At 58.1% G+C, this 20,652-nt stretch carries 21 protein-coding genes; 7 read left to right on the top strand and 14 right to left on the bottom strand.

Translation table 11 applies throughout. The features are described from left to right. Positions 1-385: 385 nt before the first annotated feature. From ABE456_RS21255 to ABE456_RS21230, 6 genes are all read right to left on the bottom strand, one after another. Positions 386-802 carry a hypothetical protein gene (locus ABE456_RS21255; RefSeq protein ID WP_346645677.1) on the bottom strand — a complete coding sequence of 139 codons (417 nt, stop codon included), beginning with the start codon at positions 800-802 and terminating at the stop codon, positions 386-388. 24 nt (positions 803-826) lie between these two features. Continuing rightward, on the bottom strand, positions 827-3,067 hold the full coding sequence (locus ABE456_RS21250; RefSeq protein ID WP_346645676.1) for a tape measure protein: 2,241 nt from the start codon (positions 3,065-3,067) through the stop codon (positions 827-829). An 11-nt stretch (positions 3,068-3,078) separates the two neighbouring features. Continuing rightward, positions 3,079-3,591: a hypothetical protein gene (locus ABE456_RS21245; protein ID WP_346645675.1), complete on the bottom strand. Its 513-nt coding sequence runs from the start codon at positions 3,589-3,591 to the stop codon at positions 3,079-3,081. After that, positions 3,592-4,194 (bottom strand): phage tail assembly chaperone, encoded by a 603-nt coding sequence (locus tag ABE456_RS21240; RefSeq protein WP_346645674.1) that lies wholly within the window; start codon positions 4,192-4,194, stop codon positions 3,592-3,594. It lies immediately after the preceding gene. Further along, positions 4,191-4,688 (bottom strand): hypothetical protein, encoded by a 498-nt coding sequence (locus tag ABE456_RS21235; RefSeq protein ID WP_346645673.1) that lies wholly within the window; start codon positions 4,686-4,688, stop codon positions 4,191-4,193. The genes ABE456_RS21240 and ABE456_RS21235 overlap by 4 nt, the downstream gene beginning before the upstream one ends. A gap of 64 nt (positions 4,689-4,752) precedes the next feature. Beyond that, positions 4,753-4,947 (bottom strand): hypothetical protein, encoded by a 195-nt coding sequence (locus ABE456_RS21230; RefSeq protein ID WP_346645672.1) that lies wholly within the window; start codon positions 4,945-4,947, stop codon positions 4,753-4,755. A 1,010-nt stretch (positions 4,948-5,957) separates the two neighbouring features. Here ABE456_RS21230 and ABE456_RS21225 point away from each other — a divergent pair. Continuing rightward, positions 5,958-6,515, top strand: a complete 558-nt coding sequence (locus ABE456_RS21225; protein ID WP_346645671.1) for a hypothetical protein — start codon at positions 5,958-5,960, stop codon at positions 6,513-6,515. Between the two features lies 1 nt (position 6,516). Here the strand turns inward: ABE456_RS21225 and ABE456_RS21220 are convergent, their stop codons facing one another. The 5 genes from ABE456_RS21220 to ABE456_RS21200 form a co-directional block, all read right to left on the bottom strand. Next, positions 6,517-7,206: a response regulator transcription factor gene (locus ABE456_RS21220; protein WP_346645687.1), complete on the bottom strand. Its 690-nt coding sequence runs from the start codon at positions 7,204-7,206 to the stop codon at positions 6,517-6,519. 283 nt (positions 7,207-7,489) lie between these two features. Beyond that, positions 7,490-8,821 (bottom strand): deoxyguanosinetriphosphate triphosphohydrolase, encoded by a 1,332-nt coding sequence (locus tag ABE456_RS21215; protein WP_346645670.1) that lies wholly within the window; start codon positions 8,819-8,821, stop codon positions 7,490-7,492. A gap of 124 nt (positions 8,822-8,945) precedes the next feature. Beyond that, complete coding sequence (locus ABE456_RS21210; protein WP_346645669.1) at positions 8,946-9,275, bottom strand: hypothetical protein; 330 nt, start codon at positions 9,273-9,275, stop codon at positions 8,946-8,948. Next, positions 9,272-9,646, bottom strand: coding sequence for a phage holin family protein (locus ABE456_RS21205; RefSeq protein WP_346645668.1), 375 nt, complete (start codon positions 9,644-9,646; stop codon positions 9,272-9,274). The genes ABE456_RS21210 and ABE456_RS21205 overlap by 4 nt, the downstream gene beginning before the upstream one ends. 9 nt (positions 9,647-9,655) lie before the next feature. Further along, on the bottom strand, positions 9,656-9,970 hold the full coding sequence (locus tag ABE456_RS21200) for a YqjD family protein (RefSeq protein WP_346645667.1): 315 nt from the start codon (positions 9,968-9,970) through the stop codon (positions 9,656-9,658). Between the two features lie 325 nt (positions 9,971-10,295). On the opposite strand from ABE456_RS21200, the gene ABE456_RS21195 reads away from it, so the two are divergent. The 5 genes from ABE456_RS21195 (at position 10,296) to ABE456_RS21175 (ending at position 13,666) form a co-directional block, all read left to right on the top strand. Further along, positions 10,296-11,504, top strand: a complete 1,209-nt coding sequence (locus ABE456_RS21195) for an ammonium transporter (RefSeq protein WP_346645666.1) — start codon at positions 10,296-10,298, stop codon at positions 11,502-11,504. A gap of 72 nt (positions 11,505-11,576) precedes the next feature. Then, positions 11,577-11,816 carry a glutaredoxin family protein gene (locus tag ABE456_RS21190; protein WP_051098820.1) on the top strand — a complete coding sequence of 80 codons (240 nt, stop codon included), beginning with the start codon at positions 11,577-11,579 and terminating at the stop codon, positions 11,814-11,816. Between the two features lie 108 nt (positions 11,817-11,924). Next, positions 11,925-12,356: a D-Ala-D-Ala carboxypeptidase family metallohydrolase gene (locus ABE456_RS21185; protein WP_346645686.1), complete on the top strand. Its 432-nt coding sequence runs from the start codon at positions 11,925-11,927 to the stop codon at positions 12,354-12,356. A 65-nt stretch (positions 12,357-12,421) separates the two neighbouring features. Continuing rightward, on the top strand, positions 12,422-12,730 hold the full coding sequence (locus ABE456_RS21180) for a transcriptional regulator (RefSeq protein ID WP_144171881.1): 309 nt from the start codon (positions 12,422-12,424) through the stop codon (positions 12,728-12,730). Positions 12,731-12,781: 51 nt separating this feature from the next. After that, complete coding sequence (locus ABE456_RS21175) at positions 12,782-13,666, top strand: pseudouridine synthase (RefSeq protein ID WP_346645665.1); 885 nt, start codon at positions 12,782-12,784, stop codon at positions 13,664-13,666. A gap of 180 nt (positions 13,667-13,846) precedes the next feature. Here ABE456_RS21175 and ABE456_RS21170 read toward each other — a convergent pair whose 3' ends face one another. The 3 genes from ABE456_RS21170 to acnA all read right to left on the bottom strand — a co-directional run bounded on the left by ABE456_RS21170 (position 13,847) and on the right by acnA (position 19,191). Next, positions 13,847-15,412, bottom strand: coding sequence for a PAS domain-containing methyl-accepting chemotaxis protein (locus ABE456_RS21170; protein ID WP_346645664.1), 1,566 nt, complete (start codon positions 15,410-15,412; stop codon positions 13,847-13,849). A 198-nt stretch (positions 15,413-15,610) separates the two neighbouring features. Next, positions 15,611-16,339: a type II CAAX endopeptidase family protein gene (locus tag ABE456_RS21165; RefSeq protein ID WP_346645685.1), complete on the bottom strand. Its 729-nt coding sequence runs from the start codon at positions 16,337-16,339 to the stop codon at positions 15,611-15,613. 110 nt (positions 16,340-16,449) lie between these two features. Then, positions 16,450-19,191, bottom strand: a complete 2,742-nt coding sequence (gene acnA / locus ABE456_RS21160) for an aconitate hydratase AcnA (protein ID WP_346645663.1) — start codon at positions 19,189-19,191, stop codon at positions 16,450-16,452. 224 nt (positions 19,192-19,415) lie between these two features. On the opposite strand from acnA, the gene rlmM reads away from it, so the two are divergent. Continuing rightward, complete coding sequence (gene rlmM, locus ABE456_RS21155) at positions 19,416-20,480, top strand: 23S rRNA (cytidine(2498)-2'-O)-methyltransferase RlmM (RefSeq protein WP_346645662.1); 1,065 nt, start codon at positions 19,416-19,418, stop codon at positions 20,478-20,480. Positions 20,481-20,652: the final 172 nt, after the last annotated feature.

The following is a 20,652-nucleotide window of genomic DNA, read 5'->3' as shown; positions in this document are numbered from 1 at the left end:
AATGCACGCATACGTTTGGTGTACATTGGTTTCTGGCAGTGCTTGCAAATGTTTGGTTGCAACATGATTGCTCCTTGTTGAGTAGGATGGTAAGTTGCGTTTAGGAAGTGTAGCGAGAGGGAAGGGAGGAACACGGATTTACAATCGTCCCTACATGATTATGATCTCATGCGTTCGGCTTCCGGTCCAACGAGTAATATTGATTAGTTTGGACAATGACAACATCCAAACCATCAATTAATTATGTGTAACCATTGTTAAATGTATCGAGATTTCTGTTCGCACTCTTTAGAGCAATGGTGTGGAAGGCTTCGTCGTGGTGGCAAAGGTGCTCTACACCACCAACATACGACTTTATGAAGTGGCTTGCGTGGTTCTGCTAGTTTCATTTGGTTCCTTGCTTTTTCTGGTGTGGATATTCCCTAGGCGGTAGCACAGGGGGTTGTGATGTTGCTGGGGGAAGTGGAGGGGCAGGGCTTCTATCGCGGAATGAGGTAGGGCGGCTTAGGGTGGGAAGGTTGTTGTATTGGAAAGTGTTTGCTGTCCAAGTGAACAAATCGTCAATGTCTGCCTGATGGCTGTAACGGATGTTTTGCACAGCGGTGTCAACTATCTGTTGCACTTCGGCCTTTGTGTAGTATTCACCTTTTGGCTTGCTGTCTGCATCATTTTTGAATAGTGGGATGCAGGTAATCACAATAGTCACAATCAAGTTGAAGGCGTATGCACCAATCTGCCAACCAATAGGCCAAGACTTTTGATCACTCCCCCCAGCTTGCGGAATTTCTGCTGGGGTAGTCATATGTGCCTCTTACATAGTCAGATGTTATCTGTTGTCTTTCTGCCTTGCTCGGGCGTTTTCAATTTGCTGTGTAAGCTCAGTGCGGGCTGTTTCCCTCATCTGTCTGCCGAGTTTGTCGGCTGCTTCTGCTGGGTCGTATGCCTGCACGTTGAATGTCTGATCAACCTTGATTTCGATTGGAGCCAAAGACATAGCAGCATTGTTGCTCTCAGGGCTGTCAGACTTGCCGCCAATGTTGTAATTAAGGGCTGCTTTAACATCCTGCATTGTGAGTTGGTCACGTGGCACCAAAGAATCTGGTAGCTTACTTTGCATGGTTGGAACAGATGGAGGATTACGCAGAGCATCAAGCGTAGCCTTAGGATACACAAGCGGGGCGCCTGCTGTTCCCGGTAGTGGTCCGGTTAGAGTGAATGCCTGCTTCTGGTATTTGGCCATTGCTGCTTGATCTTCTTTTCCACCGTCTTTCAATGGGGAAGGTGACCAAGCTGTTCTGTAGTTGGTTTGCTGTGCTTCTTCTTTGCGTTCGCTGGCACTTTTCATGCCCGGAATTACACTACTTGCAAAATCAAGAATAGAAGCACTCAGATTGGTGATTCCTGTTGCAGCTTCTGTTGCTGTCTCGCTCACTTTCGCCATTGCTTCGTTGAATGGCACCATTGATTCAGCCAAGCGGGTTTGTGCAGCAATACGAGCGTTTGCAGCATTTGCCAACTCCACATCAGAGTTAATCTGGTTGTCAGCAAGAAACTTCTTGTTGTCGAGTTGCTGGCGTGCATTGGTGACAGACTGCAAACCTTCAAGGAATTGAGCATTCTTTTCTGAGTTGATTTGATTGATTGCAGCGTCAACCCACTTGTATTCAAACCCCTTACCTTTCTTGAGGTGCTTGGTGAATGCAGCCATTTGGTCTTCTGTGCTGCCTTTGATGTTGTTTGCTTTGGCAAACTCTTTGGCAACATATGGGGCAAGCATTGGAATACGTTCACTGATAATGTTCCAGTCTGCCTTGTCTCCGTTTCCGTCGGCTTGCATCTGGTTCAGCTGCCTGTTCACTTCCCTACGGTCATCTTGGGATGCGCCTGTGATAGTGAACATCTTGCCGCGTTGCTCCCAAGCCTTGATCGTTTGATCCATGTTCTTTCCAAATGCCTGTTGTGTCGAGGCAAATGTCTTGAAGTCTCTGGCTGTATCAACATCAATTGCACCACCTGTTGAAATCTGAGATTCCATGAAGCGTTGGCGCCATTGCTTGCGTACATTTGGGTCTTGGGAAAGAGAATTGAATGATGAGTTGTAGGACTCAGCGGTTTTTACACTGGTTTCCTGTTTGTCTGCCATATCATTCAACTTGCCAATCACGGCTGTTGTGCCAGCTACAGCAGCTGTCAGGCCAATGAGAGCCAAACCAGCAGGGCCAAGGGCAGCAGCGAACCCCGATACAGCACGCATTGCACTTCCACCAATTCCAAGCTCACCAATGGCAGTGTTTGCAGCGCCTCCCAAACGGCCTAGGAAGCCCCTAGGAGCGTTCTTGTTGGCTTCCCAATGGGTTTGTCTGTCTTGTGCCCATTTAAAGCGTTGTTGGCGCTCTGCGTGGTTCTCAGCGGTGCGGGCTGCACGGGCTGCCCGATCCTCTACACGTTGACGCTCTTTGATTGCCTTGATGGCTTGATCGGCCTTCTTGGCTTCCAGAGTCACAGCAAGTAGTTGGTTGCGAGTCATCTGCCCGGCAAGCTTGGCTTGAGCAGCCATGGATTGTGACTTGGTTTTAGAATGGATTTGTTCTAGGCGAGCCAGCTTGATCTTTTCAGCTGTTAGCTGTTTCTCAGCACTGACAGGGCGACCACGTTTCTTGGGGGTTGGGTTGTCACGTTCGTATTGGGCACGAGCTTTGGATTTGGCTACAGCGTCTGCACGTACGCTGTCCATGCTTGGCAGGTGAAGGCGTTTGTCTTCCTTGGTGTTGGCATTAAGAAGCTTGCGAGTGGCTAGCTCTTTCTTGAACACCTTGTTGCGTTGATTGGACAATGCAGATTCAATGTCGGATTGACGTTTGAGCTTCGCATTGTACACAGCCATTGCCCTATCAAAAGCTTTGGTGTCGGGAGCAGGAAGGCCAATTTTCTTATTCAGCTGTACAGCAAATTTGGCATACTGTTGCCCGGTCTTCTCAATTTGGGCTTGAAACTGGCGAAGCTTGGGCATTCCATTGATATCAAACTTGAGTGTACCAACTAGCCTTGCAATCTCTGTCTGCAACATTATGTGTGTCCTTATTTAGGTAGTCGGCTCGCACCATATGAGTGCTGCCCCTTAATTACTGGGAGGCGTGCTTCCCAGTATTTGAGAAGGCACTTTGTAAATGTTTTTGCACTGGCAGCCCTCTGATCTACAGTGTAGGAAGTGCAGTAGCCAGCCTCTACAGCGTTTTCGAGGTGGTGGTCTAGAAACTTACAGTTTGACCAGTTGCCGCTGAATCCAAGTACAATATGGCTGTCCGTTCTAAACCAGAAGTATTTGTAAGATTGTTCGCCAAGATACTGTAGAGCACGACGGCCAAGCATATTCATGAAGTGGTTCATGTTTGTATCAGTGGGAAGGAGGATTGTTCGGAATGATGGGGAGGTATTGCAGGATTGCACGAGGTGGGTAATGTATTTGTGTGCCACTTCGTCTTTACGGCGTTTTTGCTTCTGTTCTTGTTTCTGTACAATCTGGGTTTGGATGGCTTGAGCCTTGGCCAAGCGTAGTTGCTTGACCAGTTGGACGTAATCACTTGGTTTCATTTATTGGTTCCTTTGTTGCTCCGCTTTCTTGCGGTAGATATCGGTTGTGTGACGTTCAAAGGCGACACACTCATATAGTTTGTATAGGTCTTCAAGGTTGTAGATGGTTTGAAGCTCATGGAGGGTTGCCAAGCGCTTATCACTCATAATTACTGAGTAGATCATGTGTGGTTGGCTAAATCGGGATTGTGCACGTTGTACTGCTGTCGGGGTGGCTTCTTCTGGCTCAGCTGGTGAGCCGTCCTCTTTGGTTGGCCCTAGAAACATTCTTTCATCTACACCAAGCAGAAACCCATAGTTCACTTCAAGGATGCGTGCGTACAGGTTTGAGAGTTCTTCATATCGGCCAGCAAACAAACTGTCATAGTCGGGGGTTGTGCCGTTCAACCTCACTTGTGCAAGGAATGCGTCTTCTAAATAGCTGTCTGTGTCTTCACCAAGCATGGAGCAAAGGGCGGTGAGATAGTCGCCCTGTTGCATAGCTTCCATACCTTCTGCCATACGCTTCAAGGCGGATTCTTGAAGGTGTAGGGCTGTTTCAGCATCCATCTGTTTGATATCGAAGGTGACGCCCAGACAATGATACTGAAATGTCTTGATCACTTACGGCCTGCCGCCTTCACACGTTCGATGATTTGTTGCTGTCGCTTTTCGGCCTCTGCCTGAATACGGGCCATGCGTTCTGCGTTCAATTCAGCGTCTACAGCTGCCGTTGCTTCTGCAAGAATTCTTGCTTCCTCAGCTGCTTTGGCTTCGGCCTCAGCCTTTGCTGTCTCGGCTTTAAAATTGGCTTCCAGTGTGGCAAAGATAACTTTCAACTCAGCATCTTGGATTGCTTGTGGTTTGAAGAAGTGTGCGATTGTTCCCATGTTTCCGCCGTACAATGTATGGGCGGATGATGGGTTCAGGGTGTACCCTTCAAGAGCCAGCTTCATTGCCCGCTCTGCCAAGTCATATGCACTGTTGAAGTACATGGTCACTGTGGCGGCTTGTGCCTCTTGCAAATGACCCTCTGTGAATGAGTTCAGTTTGTAAGTGGATTCTGCACGATCCTTTAGGTTTTGAAGAGATTGCTTCTGTTCTGTTGTGTATGCCATTTTGTATTTCTCCTGCTTGAGTTATGTGTTTAGAGTTTGGTGTGGGTGGGTCTGAGATTATGAGTTAGGCTGCTACCAATGTAATTGGAATTGAAATCCTCAGGTGCTTGAGGAACTCATCAGCAAACATTTTGATTGCTTCCTCTGGTGGTAGCTTTGTTTCTTCAATGAGATCAAGCAATAGCTTTGTGTAGAATTCTTGGTCTTCGTCGAGAAGGGCGACAATGGTACATTCCACTTGTTTAACGATTTCTTCCATGTTTACACCTTGGCTTCAATGATTGCGAAAACGGTGAAAAGATAGGCGAGGGCGAAAGCAATACCGGGGATAAAGATCATGTTGTGGCCTCTAATGTTTGTGTGGGTGTTTCGGATGGTGTTTCAGGAAGTGTTTCAGGGTTTTCGGGTAGTGTTGCAAGAATGATTGGTTTGCGAGAGTGGTGTAGAATCACTCTGCATTGTGTGGAACATGTCGTTTTTGTCATGCGACGGACATACATTGTGGCGCCACATACGGCACACGGTTTTGAAGTGAGCTGCATAGCTTCTCCTTAGTGTTGCAACAGTAATTAATTGAAGGTGAAAAAGGGCCACGTATTAGGTGGCCAATAGTCCGTATGTCGGACAATTCCAGACAGGAAAATTAGGAAAGGAAATTAGTGCATCAGAGATGGTGCAGCTGTAGACGTAACCAAGGCTACATCCTTGTAAGCTTGCTTACAGGGCCGCTGCCGCCCAACTTGAATAGCAATAGCTGCTACCCACGCATGAGAATGTGCCGGGAATTGACCACTTGTGGTCGATCTCCTAGACCAACACCCGGCTTGCTGATATCGCCCAACTATAGGCGTCTAGGGAATTTGGGATCGGGATTGGAACAAATGCAATCCCTAACTGATTTTCGGCTCTCTGTGCCAGCTTACACATCAACAACTGAGAATTGCTGGGAACCACCCCAGCCAGCGGCCTAATGGAAACCACCATTAAATCTTGTAGATTTTGGAGGTTGAGGAAAGAGCTTTCATCTGCCTTCCTATAGATTAGTATACTACGGGTCAGTCAGAAGTCAAGTAAAACTTCCAATAATACCACTATGAATTTGCACTGGCAATAACTATGAAAGAGTGTATGGCCGGGGGTTTACCTAGTGTCTAGGCTGGTTAATGCCAACCGTTATCCACACTACGGCCAGATGCCGTAGCCACTGTGACTGTAGGAAAGCTGCCCTTTGTTCGGGATAATGGCCCATCGCAACTGGGGGGAGCAGGCATGCAGGTGACAATGAAAGGGATTATGTGGGGTGCGGTGGGCACAATCGCCACCACGGCATTAGGCAAGATTGTTGAGAGCGTTTTTGAAGTGTCCCTTATCAGTCCTGCAATCCTCACCCTATGGGGTTGGATTAAGGGGCTATGGGGTTGGCTGGGCAGTGACGTTGCTATGCCAGTGTGGCTTATCTTGCTGCTGTGTCTGGCTGGCTTGTCGGCGGTGGTCGTTATTGGTGTGTTGGTGTACGTCAACTATTTCGAGGAAGGTGAGGGTGAGGAATTGCCCGAGGATGCGCCCCTGACACATGACCAGCTGAATGTGTTCGTAGCAATTGGCAAGGCATATCAGGACGGCCATCACCTAGGGCTTGAGGAGATACTTGAACACAGTCAACTGTCTAGAATCGCTGCACAGAGGGCACTTGATCATCTCTGCAATGCCGGCTTGATACGTCCTGCACGCAGCCGCTTTGGTACGCAACATGCTGACCTAACCCCACAGGGGCAGGATTATTATCTTGAGCTTGAAAGGGAAAACGGGTGGGGAGCGACAAGATAGCCTAGGCACAAGGTTGCAACTGCACACTGAAATGATTGCCCGCCATGTTGCGGGCTTTCTTTTGCACGGGAGGAAGGGTTGGCCGGTTGGGCAAGCCCCGGCAAGGCTGGGCTTTCGTGAGCTTTGGATTTGTGTACATGTGAAATTGTTGCTTGTAGGTACTGACCGTCTTGCTGCTGAGGAACATGCCTGTGGCAATTTCCTTGTTGCTGCGGCCTTGGGCGAAGAGTTGCAGTACCATCAGTTCGCGGTCATTTACCTGGCGGAAAAGTTGCAAGTCGGCATCTACAGCCTGATTGTGCTTTATTGCCTGGCTCGGGAAATAATTGTAGCCGGCCAGTACGGCCTTGATTGCGCTGAGCAGTTCGCTGAGGTCTTCCTGTTTGCACACGTAGCCTGCAGCGCCAGAATGCATGCAGCGCACGGCAAACAATGCTGGAGCCTGCGCGGTCAATACCAGTACCTTCAATGGCAGGGCCATGGCCTGGAAACGGGAAAGCACCTCCAGGCCGTCTAGCTTGGGGATGCTGATGTCGAGAATGACCAGGTCGGGGGTGGTTTCGCGAATCATCTGCATGGCGTCCACGCCGTTGTCAGATTCGCCGACAATCTTGTAATTCTGGTTTTCCAGCAACATACGGACGGCCAGGCGGATGACGGGATGGTCGTCGACAATAAATATGGAATGCATGTTCAACTTCCCTGCGGGCGAATGAGGGTGACAGGCGGCACCTTATCGCAGTTGGAAGTCATCGGGCATGCGAGGAAGGGCTGTTAGCCCTTTATGGGAAATGGCTTACAAGAGAAAACAAAATGGGCTACGAAATAGGCGTGCCCAACTCGATGTCAAAGCGTGATTGGTAACTTTTCTTTGATTTTTAAAGGCGCTGTTTAATTTGTCTTCTGTATATGTAGGAAGTTTCCTGCAATGAGCGGTGCAGCACCGGGCGATGCCCAGGCTGCACCGGCAGGGCTCAGGTTGGGCTGGAGCGCCCGGTCATTTCCCGCGCCATTTCGCTGGCATAGCTGTCGGTCATCCCGGCGATGAAGTCAATCATGCGCAGAAACGCGCTGTGCAGCGAGCCGTGCGGGTCCGGCGCATTGTTGCCAATCAGGTCCAGTACCCGGCGGCTCTTGAACGATGGCGTGCGCCCACCGTGCTGTTCAAGGGCAGCACCACAGAAGGTATTCAGCAGAATTTCCAGGGTGGTGTAGGCGCCGATCTCGTGCAGGGTCTTGCGCTTGTCCTGGAATATCTTGTTGCGCGCCATGTCCTTTGCCTGCAGTACGCAGCGCTGGGCCGGGCCATGCATGTGCTCGACCAGGTCGCCTGGCAGTTGCCCGGCCAGCAAAGCCTGCTGCTGTTCGACGAAGGCGCGGGCGGCGGCGTTGGTCAGGTGCTCGATGGCCTTGCCACGCAAGATCGCCAGTTTGCGCCGGCGAGAGTCGCATGGGCCGAGCTGGCGGTAGGTTTCCGGCAGGTCGTCGCCGACCAGGTCGAGCAGCAGTGCTTCGACTTCGGCGTACTGCAGCAGCTCCATTTCCAGGCCGTCTTCCAGGTCGATCAGCGCGTAGCAGATGTCGTCCGCAGCTTCCATCAGGTAGACCAGCGGGTGGCGTGCCCAGCGCTGGTCTTCCAGTTGCGGCATGCCAAGTTTGCGGGCGATCTGTTCGAGCAGGGGGAGTTCGCTCTGGTAACTGCCGAATTTATGCTTCTTGTAGCCCAGGGCATCGGCGTGCCGCGCACTCCATGGGTACTTCAGGTAGGTTCCCAGGGTGGCATAAGTCAGCCGGGTACCGCCGTCAAACTGGTGGTATTCAAGCTGTGTGAGCACGCGAAAGCCCTGGGCATTGCCTTCGAAGTTGAGAAAGTCGGCCCGTTCATCGTCGCTCATGTCGTCCAGCCAACCGCGCCCGGCAGCCTGCTGGAACCAGTGACGGATGGCATCTTCGCCGGAGTGGCCGAACGGTGGGTTGCCGATGTCGTGGGCCAGGCAGGCCGATTGCACGATCATCCCCAGGTCGCTGGGGGCGCACCAGTCTGGCAGGTTATCGCGCAGGGTTTCGCCAACGCGCATGCCCAGCGAGCGGCCCACACAGCTGACTTCCAGCGAATGGGTCAGGCGTGTGTGGATATGGTCGTTGCTGGATACCGGGTGCACCTGGGTCTTGCGCCCGAGGCGGCGGAAGGCGCCGGAGAAGATGATGCGGTCGTGGTCTTTGTGGAAGGGGCTGCGCCCGAGTTCATCGGCGCTGTAAAGGGCTTTGCCCAGGCGTTCGCGGGTGAGCAGGGTGTGCCAGTCCAAGGCGCGGTCTCCTGTGGATCGAAGGCATTAGCTTCCAGTGTCGTGTGCATATGCGCAAGGGGCAGGTCGATACCGACCCTGTGCGAACGGGTAAACCCGCTCGCACAGGGGGCAATACAGGTTGTCAGGGGCGGCGTGTGCCTTGCAGGTACAGACGAACTAGCGGCAGCAGGCTACTGCCCAGCCGTACAAGGCGTGCCAGGTTACCGCTGCGCACGCCCTTGCCAGTGAGGAAACCTAGCGCCACCACGGCGCCAATCCCCCACAGTGGCGCGTGCTTGATGCCCAGCCCTTCGTGCAGCGAGCTGCCCATGCCGCGTACGCGGCGCAGTGGCTCCAGCAATTGCCCGGATTCGTGGCGGATTTCCTGGCGGTGCATCTCCATGCGCAGGCGCAGCAGCGCCTTGCGCAGTTCGCGTGGATTTCGGGTGTTGGGTAGTTCTGGCAGGCTCATGGCAACAAGCGCTCCCGGTCCTTGGCGAGTTCTTCGAGGGTGGCGCCGAAAGGCGACGACTCGTCGAACACTGCAGCCTTCAGGCGCAACCCGCAGTACAGCGCGGCGATGCCGTAAAACACGCACAGCCCGATGATGCCGGCCAGGCGGTAGCTGTCCCACAGCAGCACCAGCAGCAGCCCGGAAAGCGCCGTCAGCAGCAGCAGCGCGAACACCAGGGCCATGCCGGCGAACAGCAGCAGGCTCAAGGTGCGAGCTTTCTGTTCCTGTAGCTCGATGCCGAACAGTTCGATATGGCTGTGCAGCAGCCCCAGCACAGCCGCGCCCAGGCGCCTGCCTGAAGCGCCGGCGGCGTTGGCGTCATTCTCCATGGGAACCCCTTAGCGCCGATTGGCCAGCAAGCCGATCAACAGCCCGACGCCGGCCGCAATGCCTATTGCCTGCCACGGGTTGTCCTGTACGTACTGCTCGGCGCTGCCCAGCGCTGCCTGGCCACGATCGCGCACCGAGTCCTGGGTCAGTTGCAAGGTTTCGCGGGCCTGGGCCAGCCGGTCGTGGATCTGTTCGCGCAACTCGTCCGCCTGGTCACCGGCGAGGTTGGCGGTGTCGGCCAGCAGCCTTTCGGTGTCGCGCACCAAAGCCTGGAAGTCAGCCATCAATATCTCTTGTGCAGTCTTTGCCGATTTGCTGGCCATGGGTCTCTCCCTGTCGATGAGTGTTGGTGTTTCGAGTAATAGCACGCGCGGAAGGTTCAAATGCCGGTGTTGGTGCTTGTGCTGGTATGAGCCTTGCTAAGTCTTTGCCACGTTGCAGGGCGCCACAGGCGGGTAATGCGCCGATTCAGGGCGCCAGCGCAGCGGGTACCGATAAACCTTAACCCAATCCACGACAAACCCAAGAAAAAACCACGCAGGCTCCGCCCGGCTAACCGAAACAGGGCAGGGGGCTGGCACCGATTCGGTGCAGGGATGCAGGTTCTTGAACTGTCCTGGTGCCTTTTTCAGCAGGTCTGCCTATTTCATGGAAAACATGCACAGCGCGATGGACTCCCTGGTCCACGGTTCCAATACCCTGTTCATTCTCATGGGCGCCATTCTGGTGCTGGCCATGCATGCCGGCTTCGCGTTTCTCGAAGTAGGCACGGTGCGCCACAAGAACCAGGTCAACGCATTGTCGAAGATCCTCAGCGACTTCGCCATTTCGGCGCTGATGTACTTCTTCATCGGCTACTGGATCGCCTACGGGGTCAACTTCTTCCAGCCGGCAGCTGAGCTGGCTGCCGACCATGGCTACGCGCTGGTCAAGTGCTTCTTCCTGCTGACCTTCGCCGCAGCGATACCGGCGATCATCTCCGGGGGGATCGCCGAGCGGGCGCGCTTCGTGCCGCAGTTGTGTGCCACCGCGTTGATCGTGGCATTCATCTACCCGTTCTTCGAGGGTATGGTGTGGAACGGCAACCTGGGGCTGCAAGCCTGGTTGCAGGCCCGCTTTGGTGCGCCGTTCCATGATTTTGCCGGTTCGGTCGTGGTGCATGCCATGGGCGGCTGGCTGGCATTGGCCGCCGTGCTGCTGTTGGGTGCGCGCCGCGGCCGCTACCGCGATGGCCGGCTGGTGGCGTTTGCGCCGTCGAGCATTCCCTTCCTGGCGTTGGGTTCGTGGATCCTGATCATCGGCTGGTTCGGCTTCAACGTCATGAGTGCCCAGACCCTGCAGGGTGTAAGCGGCCTGGTGGCGATCAACTCTTTGATGGCCATGGTCGGCGGTACCCTGTCGGCCCTGCTGGCCGGGCGCAACGACCCAGGCTTCCTGCATAACGGGCCGCTGGCCGGGCTGGTGGCGATTTGCGCCGGCTCCGACCTGATGCACCCGATTGGTGCGTTGGCCACCGGCCTGGTGGCGGGCGCGTTGTTCGTCTGGTCCTTCACCGCGGCGCAGAACCGCTGGAAGATCGACGATGTGCTGGGCGTGTGGCCATTGCATGGCCTGTGTGGTGTGTGGGGCGGCATCGCTTGCGGCGTGTTCGGCCAGGCGGTGCTCGGTGGCATGGGCGGTGTCAGCCTGGTCAGCCAGTTGCTGGGCAGCCTGATGGGCGTGCTGGTGGCGTTGACCGGTGGCTTTGCCGTCTACGGTGTGATCCGCGCGCTGCATGGCCTGCGCTTGAGCCACGAGCAGGAGTTCCAGGGGGCGGACTTGTCGCTGCACCGTATCGGTGCTACCAGCCAGGATTGAGCCAGGCCAGGTGCACGGTGGGCGGGAGGGACCTAGAATAGGCTTTTCTCCATAGCAAACCGGGACCTGCCCATGCTGCCTGAATGCCAACTGTTCGGCACCCTCGGCTGCCACCTGTGCGAAGTGGCCGAGGCCGTGCTGATGCCCTTCGTCGATCATGGCCTGCTGGTGGAACTGGTCGACATCGCTGAGAGCGAGCCCTTGTTCGAGCGTTATGGCTTGATCATTCCCGTGCTGCGACGCTGCGACAACGGCGCCGAACTGCACTGGCCGTTCGATGCCGAACAGGTGGTGGCGTTCCTTGGGCAATGATGGCAGCAGAGGAGTTGCAACCCTGCTCCATGGTGCGTGATGCGAGCCGATGATCGGGTGCCGGCGCACTGGCGTCGGTCTCCTTCTCCATCATCGGAATCCCCCACCATGTTGATTACTCCCCATTTCACCTTCGATGAAATGACTGTTTCCCAGCTCGCTGCCAGGGACGGGTTTGATAACACACCTCCTCCCGAAGCCAGGGCCAACCTGCAATTGCTGTGTTGTGCGCTGGAGCAAGTGCGTGCTCTGTTCGGCGTGCCCATCATCGTCAGCAGTGGTTATCGCAGTGAAAAGGTCAACCGGCTGCTTGGTGGCGCCGCGAGCAGTCAACATGTACAAGGGCTGGCGGCGGACTTCACAGTGATCGAGGTCAGCCCGCGCAACACCGTGCAACGGATCAGCGAGAGTGCCGTGCCTTTCGATCAGCTCATTCTCGAGTTCGACAGATGGGTGCACCTGTCGGTGACACATGGTACGCCGCGTCGGCAGGTATTGAGCATCCGCAAAGGCACCGGCTACCTGCCGGGGCTGCAATGAACCACATTGACGGGAGCAGGAGGATGTTCGTATGCTGTATATAAATACAGTGTCGAGGTGAAGCCATGCTCAACGTCGAGCAACTCAAGTACAGCGTCAACCGCATGCCCGTAGAGCGGGTGGCCGACGCCGTTCTGGAACTGCGCCTCGAAGGCCTGGTGACCGACGACCGCACACCGTTCGGCAAGGTCCACTTCAATACCTGCTTCGCCGAGATCGAAGCCTTGTTCCAGCGTGCCGGCTACCACCGCGGGCTGGATGTGGTGGGCTACCAGGGCTTGCTCTATGCCCTCTACGACCCTGGCCGGTGGGAGCCGGTGCAGGTGCTGCGCTGGTTGAAGGAGCGCAGCGAGGCGATGGCCCAGGCTGGTTGAGGGCGCGGGCTTGGGGGATAATGCGCGGCCGTGAACGTTTCGAGCACTGCCATGACTACGCCTTTCGACCCCGCCCGCCAGCAAGCCAGCACGGTGTGCCTGCCACCCGGTAACTGGGCGACGGTGCTCGATTGCCTGTGTGATCATTTCAAGGCCATCGACCGCGCCCAGTGGCTCGACCGCTTTGCCCGCGGCCGGGTGCTGGATGCCGAGGGGCACGCAGTTGCGGCCGAGCTGCCGTACAAGCGCGGTATGCGCTTGCACTACTTCCGTGAAGTGCCGAACGAGCGGCCGATCCCGGTGCAGGAGGTGGTGCTGCATGTGGACGAGCACCTGGTGGTGGCCGACAAGCCGCATTTCCTGCCGGTGACGCCGACCGGCGAATACGTCGAACAAACCTTGCTGCGCCGCCTGATTCGTCGGCTGGATAACCCGCATCTGGTGCCATTGCACCGTATCGACCGGCATACCGCTGGGCTTGTGTTGTTTTCCGCCAACCCGCACACGCGCAGCGCTTATCAGCGGCTGTTTCCCGAGCGGCGCATCGACAAGCGCTACCAGGCGATCGCCGCCGCAATGGCGCAGCATGATTTCCCGTTGGTGCACAAAAGCCGACTGGTGCATGGCGAGCCGTTTTTCCGCATGCATGAGGTAGAGGGGGAGGCCAATAGCGAAACCCTGGCCGAAGTGTTGGAGAAGAACGGTGAGCTGTGGCGGTATGAGCTGTCGCCAGTGACTGGCAAGACCCATCAGTTGCGCGTGCACATGGCAGCCTTGGGGGCGGGGATCTGCAATGACCCGTTCTATCCGCAGCTGCTCAATGAAGAGGATGACTACCAGCGGCCGTTGAAACTGCTGGCGCAGAGCTTGCGTTTCGAGGACCCGCTGAGTGGGGAAGAGCGCTATTTCGAGAGCCGTCTGCGCCTGGATTGGTAACGGCGAAGAGTGGATGTGGGAGCGGCCTTGCCGGGGCGTCGGACCGGTCGGAAAGGGCCGCAAAGCGGCCCCAGGATTTTGGCATTGAAGCGAATTCTACTGGGGCTGCTGCGCAGCCCTATCGCGACACAAGGCCGCTCCCACAGGGGCAGTGTGCGCCTGTAGGTGCGGCGCAAGGCCTTAACGGTTGAACCGCTCCACCAGCGAGTACTGGCTGCCCGCCGTGCTGGTCAGCTCTTCGCTAAGCAGTGCCGAGTGCTGTGCCTGTTCAGCGGTCTGGTCGGCCAGTTCGGCGATGGTGCTGATATTGCGGCTGATTTCGTCAGCCACAGCGGTCTGCTCCTCGGTTGCTGCAGCAATCTGGGTGGCCATGTCGGTGATATTGGCCACTGCTTCGCTGATCCCCACCAGTGCCTCATCAGCCTGCATCACCCGGTCGACGCCTTCCTGAGCCTGGCGGTGGCCGGTTTCCATGGTCAGCACGGCATTGCTGGCGGTTTGCTGCAGCTTGGCGATCAGGCTGTGGATTTGCCCGGTGGACTCGGCGGTGCGCTGGGCCAGCTGGCGCACCTCGTCGGCCACCACGGCAAAGCCGCGGCCCATTTCACCGGCACGCGCCGCTTCGATGGCGGCGTTCAGCGCCAGCAGGTTGGTCTGGTCGGCGATGCCCTTGATTACATCGACCACGCCACCGATTTCGTCGCTGTCCTTGGCCAGTTGCGTGACCGTCTGGCCGGTTTCGCCCACCGCCGCCGAGAGGCGCTCGATGGCCTCGCGGGTTTCTCCTGCAATCTGCCGGCCCTGGCTGGTCAGCCGGTTGGCTTCCTGGGTGGCATCGGCGGTGCGTTGTACGTGGTTGGCCACTTCCTGGGTGGTGGCGGCCATCTGGTTGACTGCGGCAGCGACCTGCTCGGTTTCTACCCGCTGGCGCTCTAGCCCAGAGGAGCTCTTGTGCGCAAGGGCGTCAGACTGGCGGGCCTGGTCGCTGAGGTGCTCGGCGCTATCTTGCAGGCGGGTAAGGCAGGTTTTCATGCGCGAGTCCTGGCTGAGCATGGCCATTTCCAGGCGCGCCTGTACGCCACGGCTGTCGGTATACATCTGCGCAATCAGCGGGTCGGAGGTGGTTTGTTCGGCCAGGCGCAGCAGGCGCTTGAGGCCGCGCTGCTGCCAGCTCAGGCCGAGCAGGCCCAGCGGTACGGAAAGCCCGGCGGCCAGGGCGAAGCCCCAGGTATGCCCCAGCCAGTTGCCAATCAGGAAGCCGACCTGGCTGATGAGGATGAATGGCAACCAGTCCTGCAACACCGGCAGCCACTTGTCCCGGCGCGGTACTGGCGGCTTGCCCTGGTTGATGCGCTGGTACAACGCCTCGGCGCGGCGAATCTGCTCGGCGGTGGGCTTGATCCGCACCGACTCGAAGCCGACCACCTGGTTGTTGTCGAAGATCGGCGTAACGTAGGCGTTGACCCAGTAGTGGTCGCCGGACTTGCAGCGGTTCTTGACGATGCCCATCCACGGCTGGCCTTGCTTGAGGGTTTGCCACATGTGGGCGAACACGGCCGATGGCACGTCGGGGTGGCGCACCAGGTTGTGTGGCGCGCCAGTCAACTCCTCGCGGGTGAAACCACTGATTTCAATGAAGGCATCATTGCAGTAAGTGATCACACCCTTGGCATTGGTGGTAGAGATCAACCGCTGCTGGGCAGGGAAAGTCCGTTCTCGCTGGGTAATCGGCTGGTTGTTACGCATGGGTTGAGAGTCCGCAGGGCTTTCGACAGGTATCGGCAAGCCCCTGGTTTTATTGAGTGAATATTTAATGTGTTTGATCTGTGGCAATAAGCCATCACCTGGATTGAGTTAGCCACGAGGCACATTCAAGCAAGTTGGCGTCATTATTGCGTTTTTACTGCTGTTTAATGACGGATAAGTCGGATGATGACCGATTAGCTAGCCAAGAGCCAGCATCGGGTAGCTGAACAGGGTGTAGTGCACAAGGTTCAGGCCGAAATGGCACAACACCGCCGCGGCCAGCCCGCCCCAGCGGTAAGCCAGGCCGTAGCCGATACCGGCGAGGGAGGCCAGGTATACCCAATGCCAGCCAGCGCCCAGGTGGGCCAGGCCGAACAGCATGGCGCTGGCCAACAGCGCCAGCCCTTGGTGGCGTAGCAAGCGCTGCAGGCCGGCCTGGATGTAGCCGCGGAACAGCAGCTCTTCGGTCAGGCTCACCAGCAGCAGGTTGTTCAGCAGCCAGAGCCAGGCCTGGTCGGGCCATTTCGGTGCCCAGGCCAGCAAGCCCAGTGCCCAGGCGCCACCCAGGCAGGCAACCAGGGTCAGGGACAGGATGCCCAGCAGGCTGGTCGCCAGGCCCTGGCTACGCCACAGGATCAGCCAAGGGCAGGCCAGCAGCAACCAGGCGCCAATCAGCGGCTTGTCGAGGTTCAGGTACATGCTGAAGGGTAGGGCGCCGGGGCTGAAGATGGCACCGTCGATAACCTTGGCGGCGTAGAAACCAGGTAACCAGTGCAGTGCAAGGGCGATGGCCAGCAGGATGAACAGGGTGTGGCCCAAGAACTGTTGCCAGCGCAGGGGACGGCGAGCGAGCAGGGCGCTGGCGAGCAGGGCGAGGAAGGTGGGTAGGGTGGCGATACCGAGGCTGCCGTGGGTAAGGGCGAGCATGTAACCGAGTGCCAGGAGTAAAAGAGCGAACAGGTGGAAGCGAGGCACGAGTGGTCCTTCTCGTTGAACAATATTGGGGCCGCTGCACAGCAGCCCCAAGCATACCCGCCTCAGCCAGCGATCAGCTGGCGCAATACATAATGCAATATGCCCCCCGCCTTGAAGTACTCCACTTCATTCAAGGTATCGATCCGGCACAGCACTTCGATCTGCTCCTGTTGCCCGTCCTCGCGGGTGATGTGCAAGGGCAAGCTCATGCCCGGGCGGATTTGCGCGCCGTTCAAGCCCAGCACATCGATCCGCTCCTTGCCGGTCAGCCCCAGTTGCTTGCGGTTGTGCCCGGCCTTGAATTGCAGGGGCAACACGCCCATGCCCACCAGGTTGGAGCGGTGAATGCGCTCGAAGCTTTCTGCCAGCACCGCCTTGATGCCCAGCAGGTTGGTGCCCTTGGCCGCCCAGTCACGGCTCGAGCCAGTGCCATATTCCTGGCCGGCGATTACCACCAGTGGCGTGCCTTCTTGCTGGTAACGCATGGCCGCGTCGTAGATCGACAGCTTCTCGCCAGTGGGTATATGCAAGGTGTTGCCGCCTTCTTCACCCGCCAGCATTTCATTGCGGATACGAATGTTGGCGAAAGTACCGCGCATCATCACTTCATGGTTGCCACGCCGCGAGCCATAGGAGTTGAAGTCGCGTGGTTCCACGCCCTGGTCACGCAGGTAACGCCCGGCGGGGCTGTCGGCCTTGATATTGCCGGCCGGCGAGATGTGGTCGGTGGTCACCGAGTCGCCCAGCAGCGCCAGGATTCGTGCGCCCAGGATGTCGGAGATTTGGGGTGGTGGCCCGCCGATATCGTCGAAGAACGGTGGGTGCTGGATGTAGGTGGAGTCAGCCTGCCACACGTAGGTGGCTGCCTGCGGCACCTCGATGGCCTGCCATTGCGCATCGCCAGCGAACACTTCGGCGTATTCCTTGTGGAACATCGTCGTGTCGACCTTGGCCACGGCCGCAGCAATTTCCTGCTGGCTGGGCCAGATGTCGCGCAGGTACACCGGCTGGCCGTCCTTGCCGATGCCCAATGGGTCGCTGGTCAGGTCCAGGCGTACGCTGCCAGCCAGGGCATAGGCCACCACCAGCGGCGGCGAGGCCAGCCAGTTGGTCTTGACCAGCGGGTGCACGCGGCCTTCGAAGTTGCGGTTACCTGACAGCACCGAGGCCACGGTGAGGTCGGCGCTGCCGATGGCTTTCTCGATCGCGTCATCCAGCGGGCCGGAGTTGCCGATACAGGTGGTGCAGCCATAGCCGACCAGGTCGAAGCCCAGTTGGTCGAGGTACGGGGTGAGCCCGGCTGCCTTGAAGTAGTCGGTGACCACTTTGGAACCCGGCGCCAGCGAGCTCTTGACCCACGGTTGGCGTTGCAGGCCTTTTTCCAGGGCTTTTTTTGCCACCAGCCCGGCCGCCATCATCACGCTGGGGTTGGAGGTGTTGGTGCACGAGGTGATCGCGGCAATTACCACGGCGCCGTCACGCAGGGTGTGGGTCTGGCCTTGATGGCTGTAGTCGATCTCCCCGGCCTGGTCGGCGTTGCCAACCGCCACACCGCCGCCGCCTTCGCTTTCCAGGCGGCCGACTTCTTTGGCCAGCGGCTTGGGTTGCAGTTCGATGAAGTGGTCGAAGGCCTGGCGGACCTGGCCAAGCGCCACGCGGTCCTGCGGCCGCTTGGGCCCGGCCAGGCTGGCTTCGACCTCGTGCATGTCCAGCGCCAGGCTGTCACTGAACAACGGTTCCTGCCCTGGCAGGCGCCACAGGCCCTGGGCCTTGCAGTACTGCTCGACCAGTTGCACTGTTGCCTCGGGGCGGCCCGACAGGTGCAAGTAGTCGAGGGTGACCTGGTCGACCGGGAAGAAGCCACAGGTAGCGCCGTATTCCGGGGCCATGTTGGCGATGGTCGCGCGGTCGGCCAAGGGCAGCTCAGCCAGGCCGTCGCCATAGAACTCGACGAACTTGCCCACCACACCCTTCTTGCGCAGCATCTGCGTCACCGTCAGCACCAGGTCGGTGGCGGTGATGCCTTCGCGCAGCTTGCCGGTGAGCTTGAAGCCGATCACCTCGGGGATCAGCATCGACACCGGCTGGCCAAGCATGGCCGCCTCTGCCTCGATGCCGCCCACACCCCAGCCGAGTACCCCCAGGCCATTGATCATGGTGGTGTGCGAATCGGTGCCAACCAGGGTGTCGGGGAAGGCGTAGGTGCGGCCATCGGCCTCACCGGTCCACACCGTGCGGCCCAGGTACTCCAGGTTTACCTGATGGCAGATGCCGGTGCCCGGTGGTACCACGCGGAAGTTGGCAAAGGCGCTCTGGCCCCAACGCAAGAAGGCGTAGCGTTCGCCGTTGCGTTGCATTTCGATGTCGACGTTCTGGTTGAAAGCCTGCGGCGTGCCGTAGCGGTCGACCATCACCGAGTGGTCGATCACCAGGTCCACGGGTGACAGCGGGTTGATACGCTGCGGGTCGCCACCGGCCTTGGCCATCGCCGCACGCATGGCGGCCAGGTCGACCACGGCGGGTACGCCGGTGAAGTCCTGCATCAGCACCCGCGCCGGGCGGTACTGGATTTCACGGTCGGAGCGCCGCTCGCCCAGCCACTGGGCGAGGGCCCGCAGGTCGTCGCCGGTGACGGTCTTGCCATCCTCCCAGCGCAGCAGGTTTTCCAGCAGTACTTTCAGCGACATCGGCAGGCGCTGCAGGTCGCCCAGCTGGCGGGCGGCCTCGGTGAGGCTGAAGTAGTGGTAGGTGTGGCCACCGACCTTCAGTGGCTTGAGGGTATTCAGGCTATCGAGCGAGGGCATTGCCAACTCCTTCTGCACCGGTGCCCGGCAACTACTCACGGTTTGCCGGTGGCACCGCTCTGTATCGGTCCGCACGGCACGGACCTGGCTGAATGGTCAGGTTAGACCGGTTTGGGCCACCTGACCCTTTTCTGGACCGGCGGGGCGTGTCGCAGGTTCCGAACTTCCTTTATCATCGCCGCCCTGCCGGCGCCTGTGGTGCGCCAGCCGTAGTGGAGTGAGAGATGAATACCCTGTTCATGCATTGCCGGCCCGGTTTCGAGGGCGAGGTTTGCGCCGAAATCAGCGAACATGCCGCCCGCCTGGGCGTTGCTGGCTATGCCAAAGGCAAGCCGCAAAGTGCCAGCGCCGAGTTTGTCTGTAGCGAGGATGGCGCTGCCGAGCGGCTGATGGGGGAACTGCGTTTCAACCAGCTGATTTTCCCGCGGCAGTGGGCCCGTGGCGGTTATGTCGAGCTGCCGGAAAGCGACCGCATCAGTGTGCTGCTGGCGCAGTTGGCCGACTTCCCGGTGTTTGGCAGCCTGTGGCTGGAGGTGCTGGACAGCAACGAAGGCAAGGAGTTGTCCACTTTCTGCCGCAAGTTCGAAGTGCCGCTGCGCAAGGCCCTGGAAAAGGCCGGCCGGCTGGTCGACGACGCCAGCCGCCCACGTTTGCTGCTTACCTTCATCAGCGGCCGGCGGGTATTTGCCGGCGTTGCCGCGGCCAACAACAGTGCACTGTGGCCGATGGGTATCCCGCGCCTGAAGTTCCCGCGCGAGGCACCTAGCCGTTCGACGCTCAAGCTGGAGGAGGCCTGGCACCAGTTCATTCCGCGTGAGCAGTGGGAGCAGCGCCTGGGCGATGACATGACCGGCGTCGACCTGGGTGCCTCGCCGGGGGGCTGGACCTACCAGCTGGTGCGCCGGGGCATGCTGGTCACCGCCATCGACAACGGGCCGATGGCCGAAAGCCTGATGGACACTGGCTTGGTCCAGCACCTGATGGCCGACGGTTTCACCTGGCAGCCGAAGCAGCCGGTGGACTGGATGGTATGCGACATCGTCGAGAAGCCGGCGCGTACTACCTCGCTGATCGAAACCTGGCTGGGCGAGGGGCTGTGCCGCGAGGCGGTGGTCAACCTGAAGTTGCCGATGAAGCAGCGTTATGCCGAGGTACGTCGGCTGCTCGACCGCATGGAGGCGACGTTCAAGGCGCGTAAGATTCGGGTTTCGATTGCCTGCAAGCAGCTGTATCACGACCGTGAGGAAGTGACTTGTCACCTGCGCCGGCTGGACTTGAAACCGCGCTGAGCCCAGCGCATCTATCGCCTTGCTCTTGCTCTTGCTTCGGCTTTTGCTTCTAAGCGCACGATAGTTCAGGCGCCGCAGATTGCGACTTCAGGAGGCCGAGCGAAGGGCTTGCGGAGGGAGGTGACGGGCATGGATGCCCGTCAAGCGCTGAGGCCCCATGGATGGGGCCTGC

The organism is Pseudomonas sp. TWI929 (genome assembly GCF_039673335.1).
Lineage (GTDB): Bacteria > Pseudomonadota > Gammaproteobacteria > Pseudomonadales > Pseudomonadaceae > Aquipseudomonas.
This window is presented reverse-complemented; position numbering and strand designations above follow the sequence as displayed.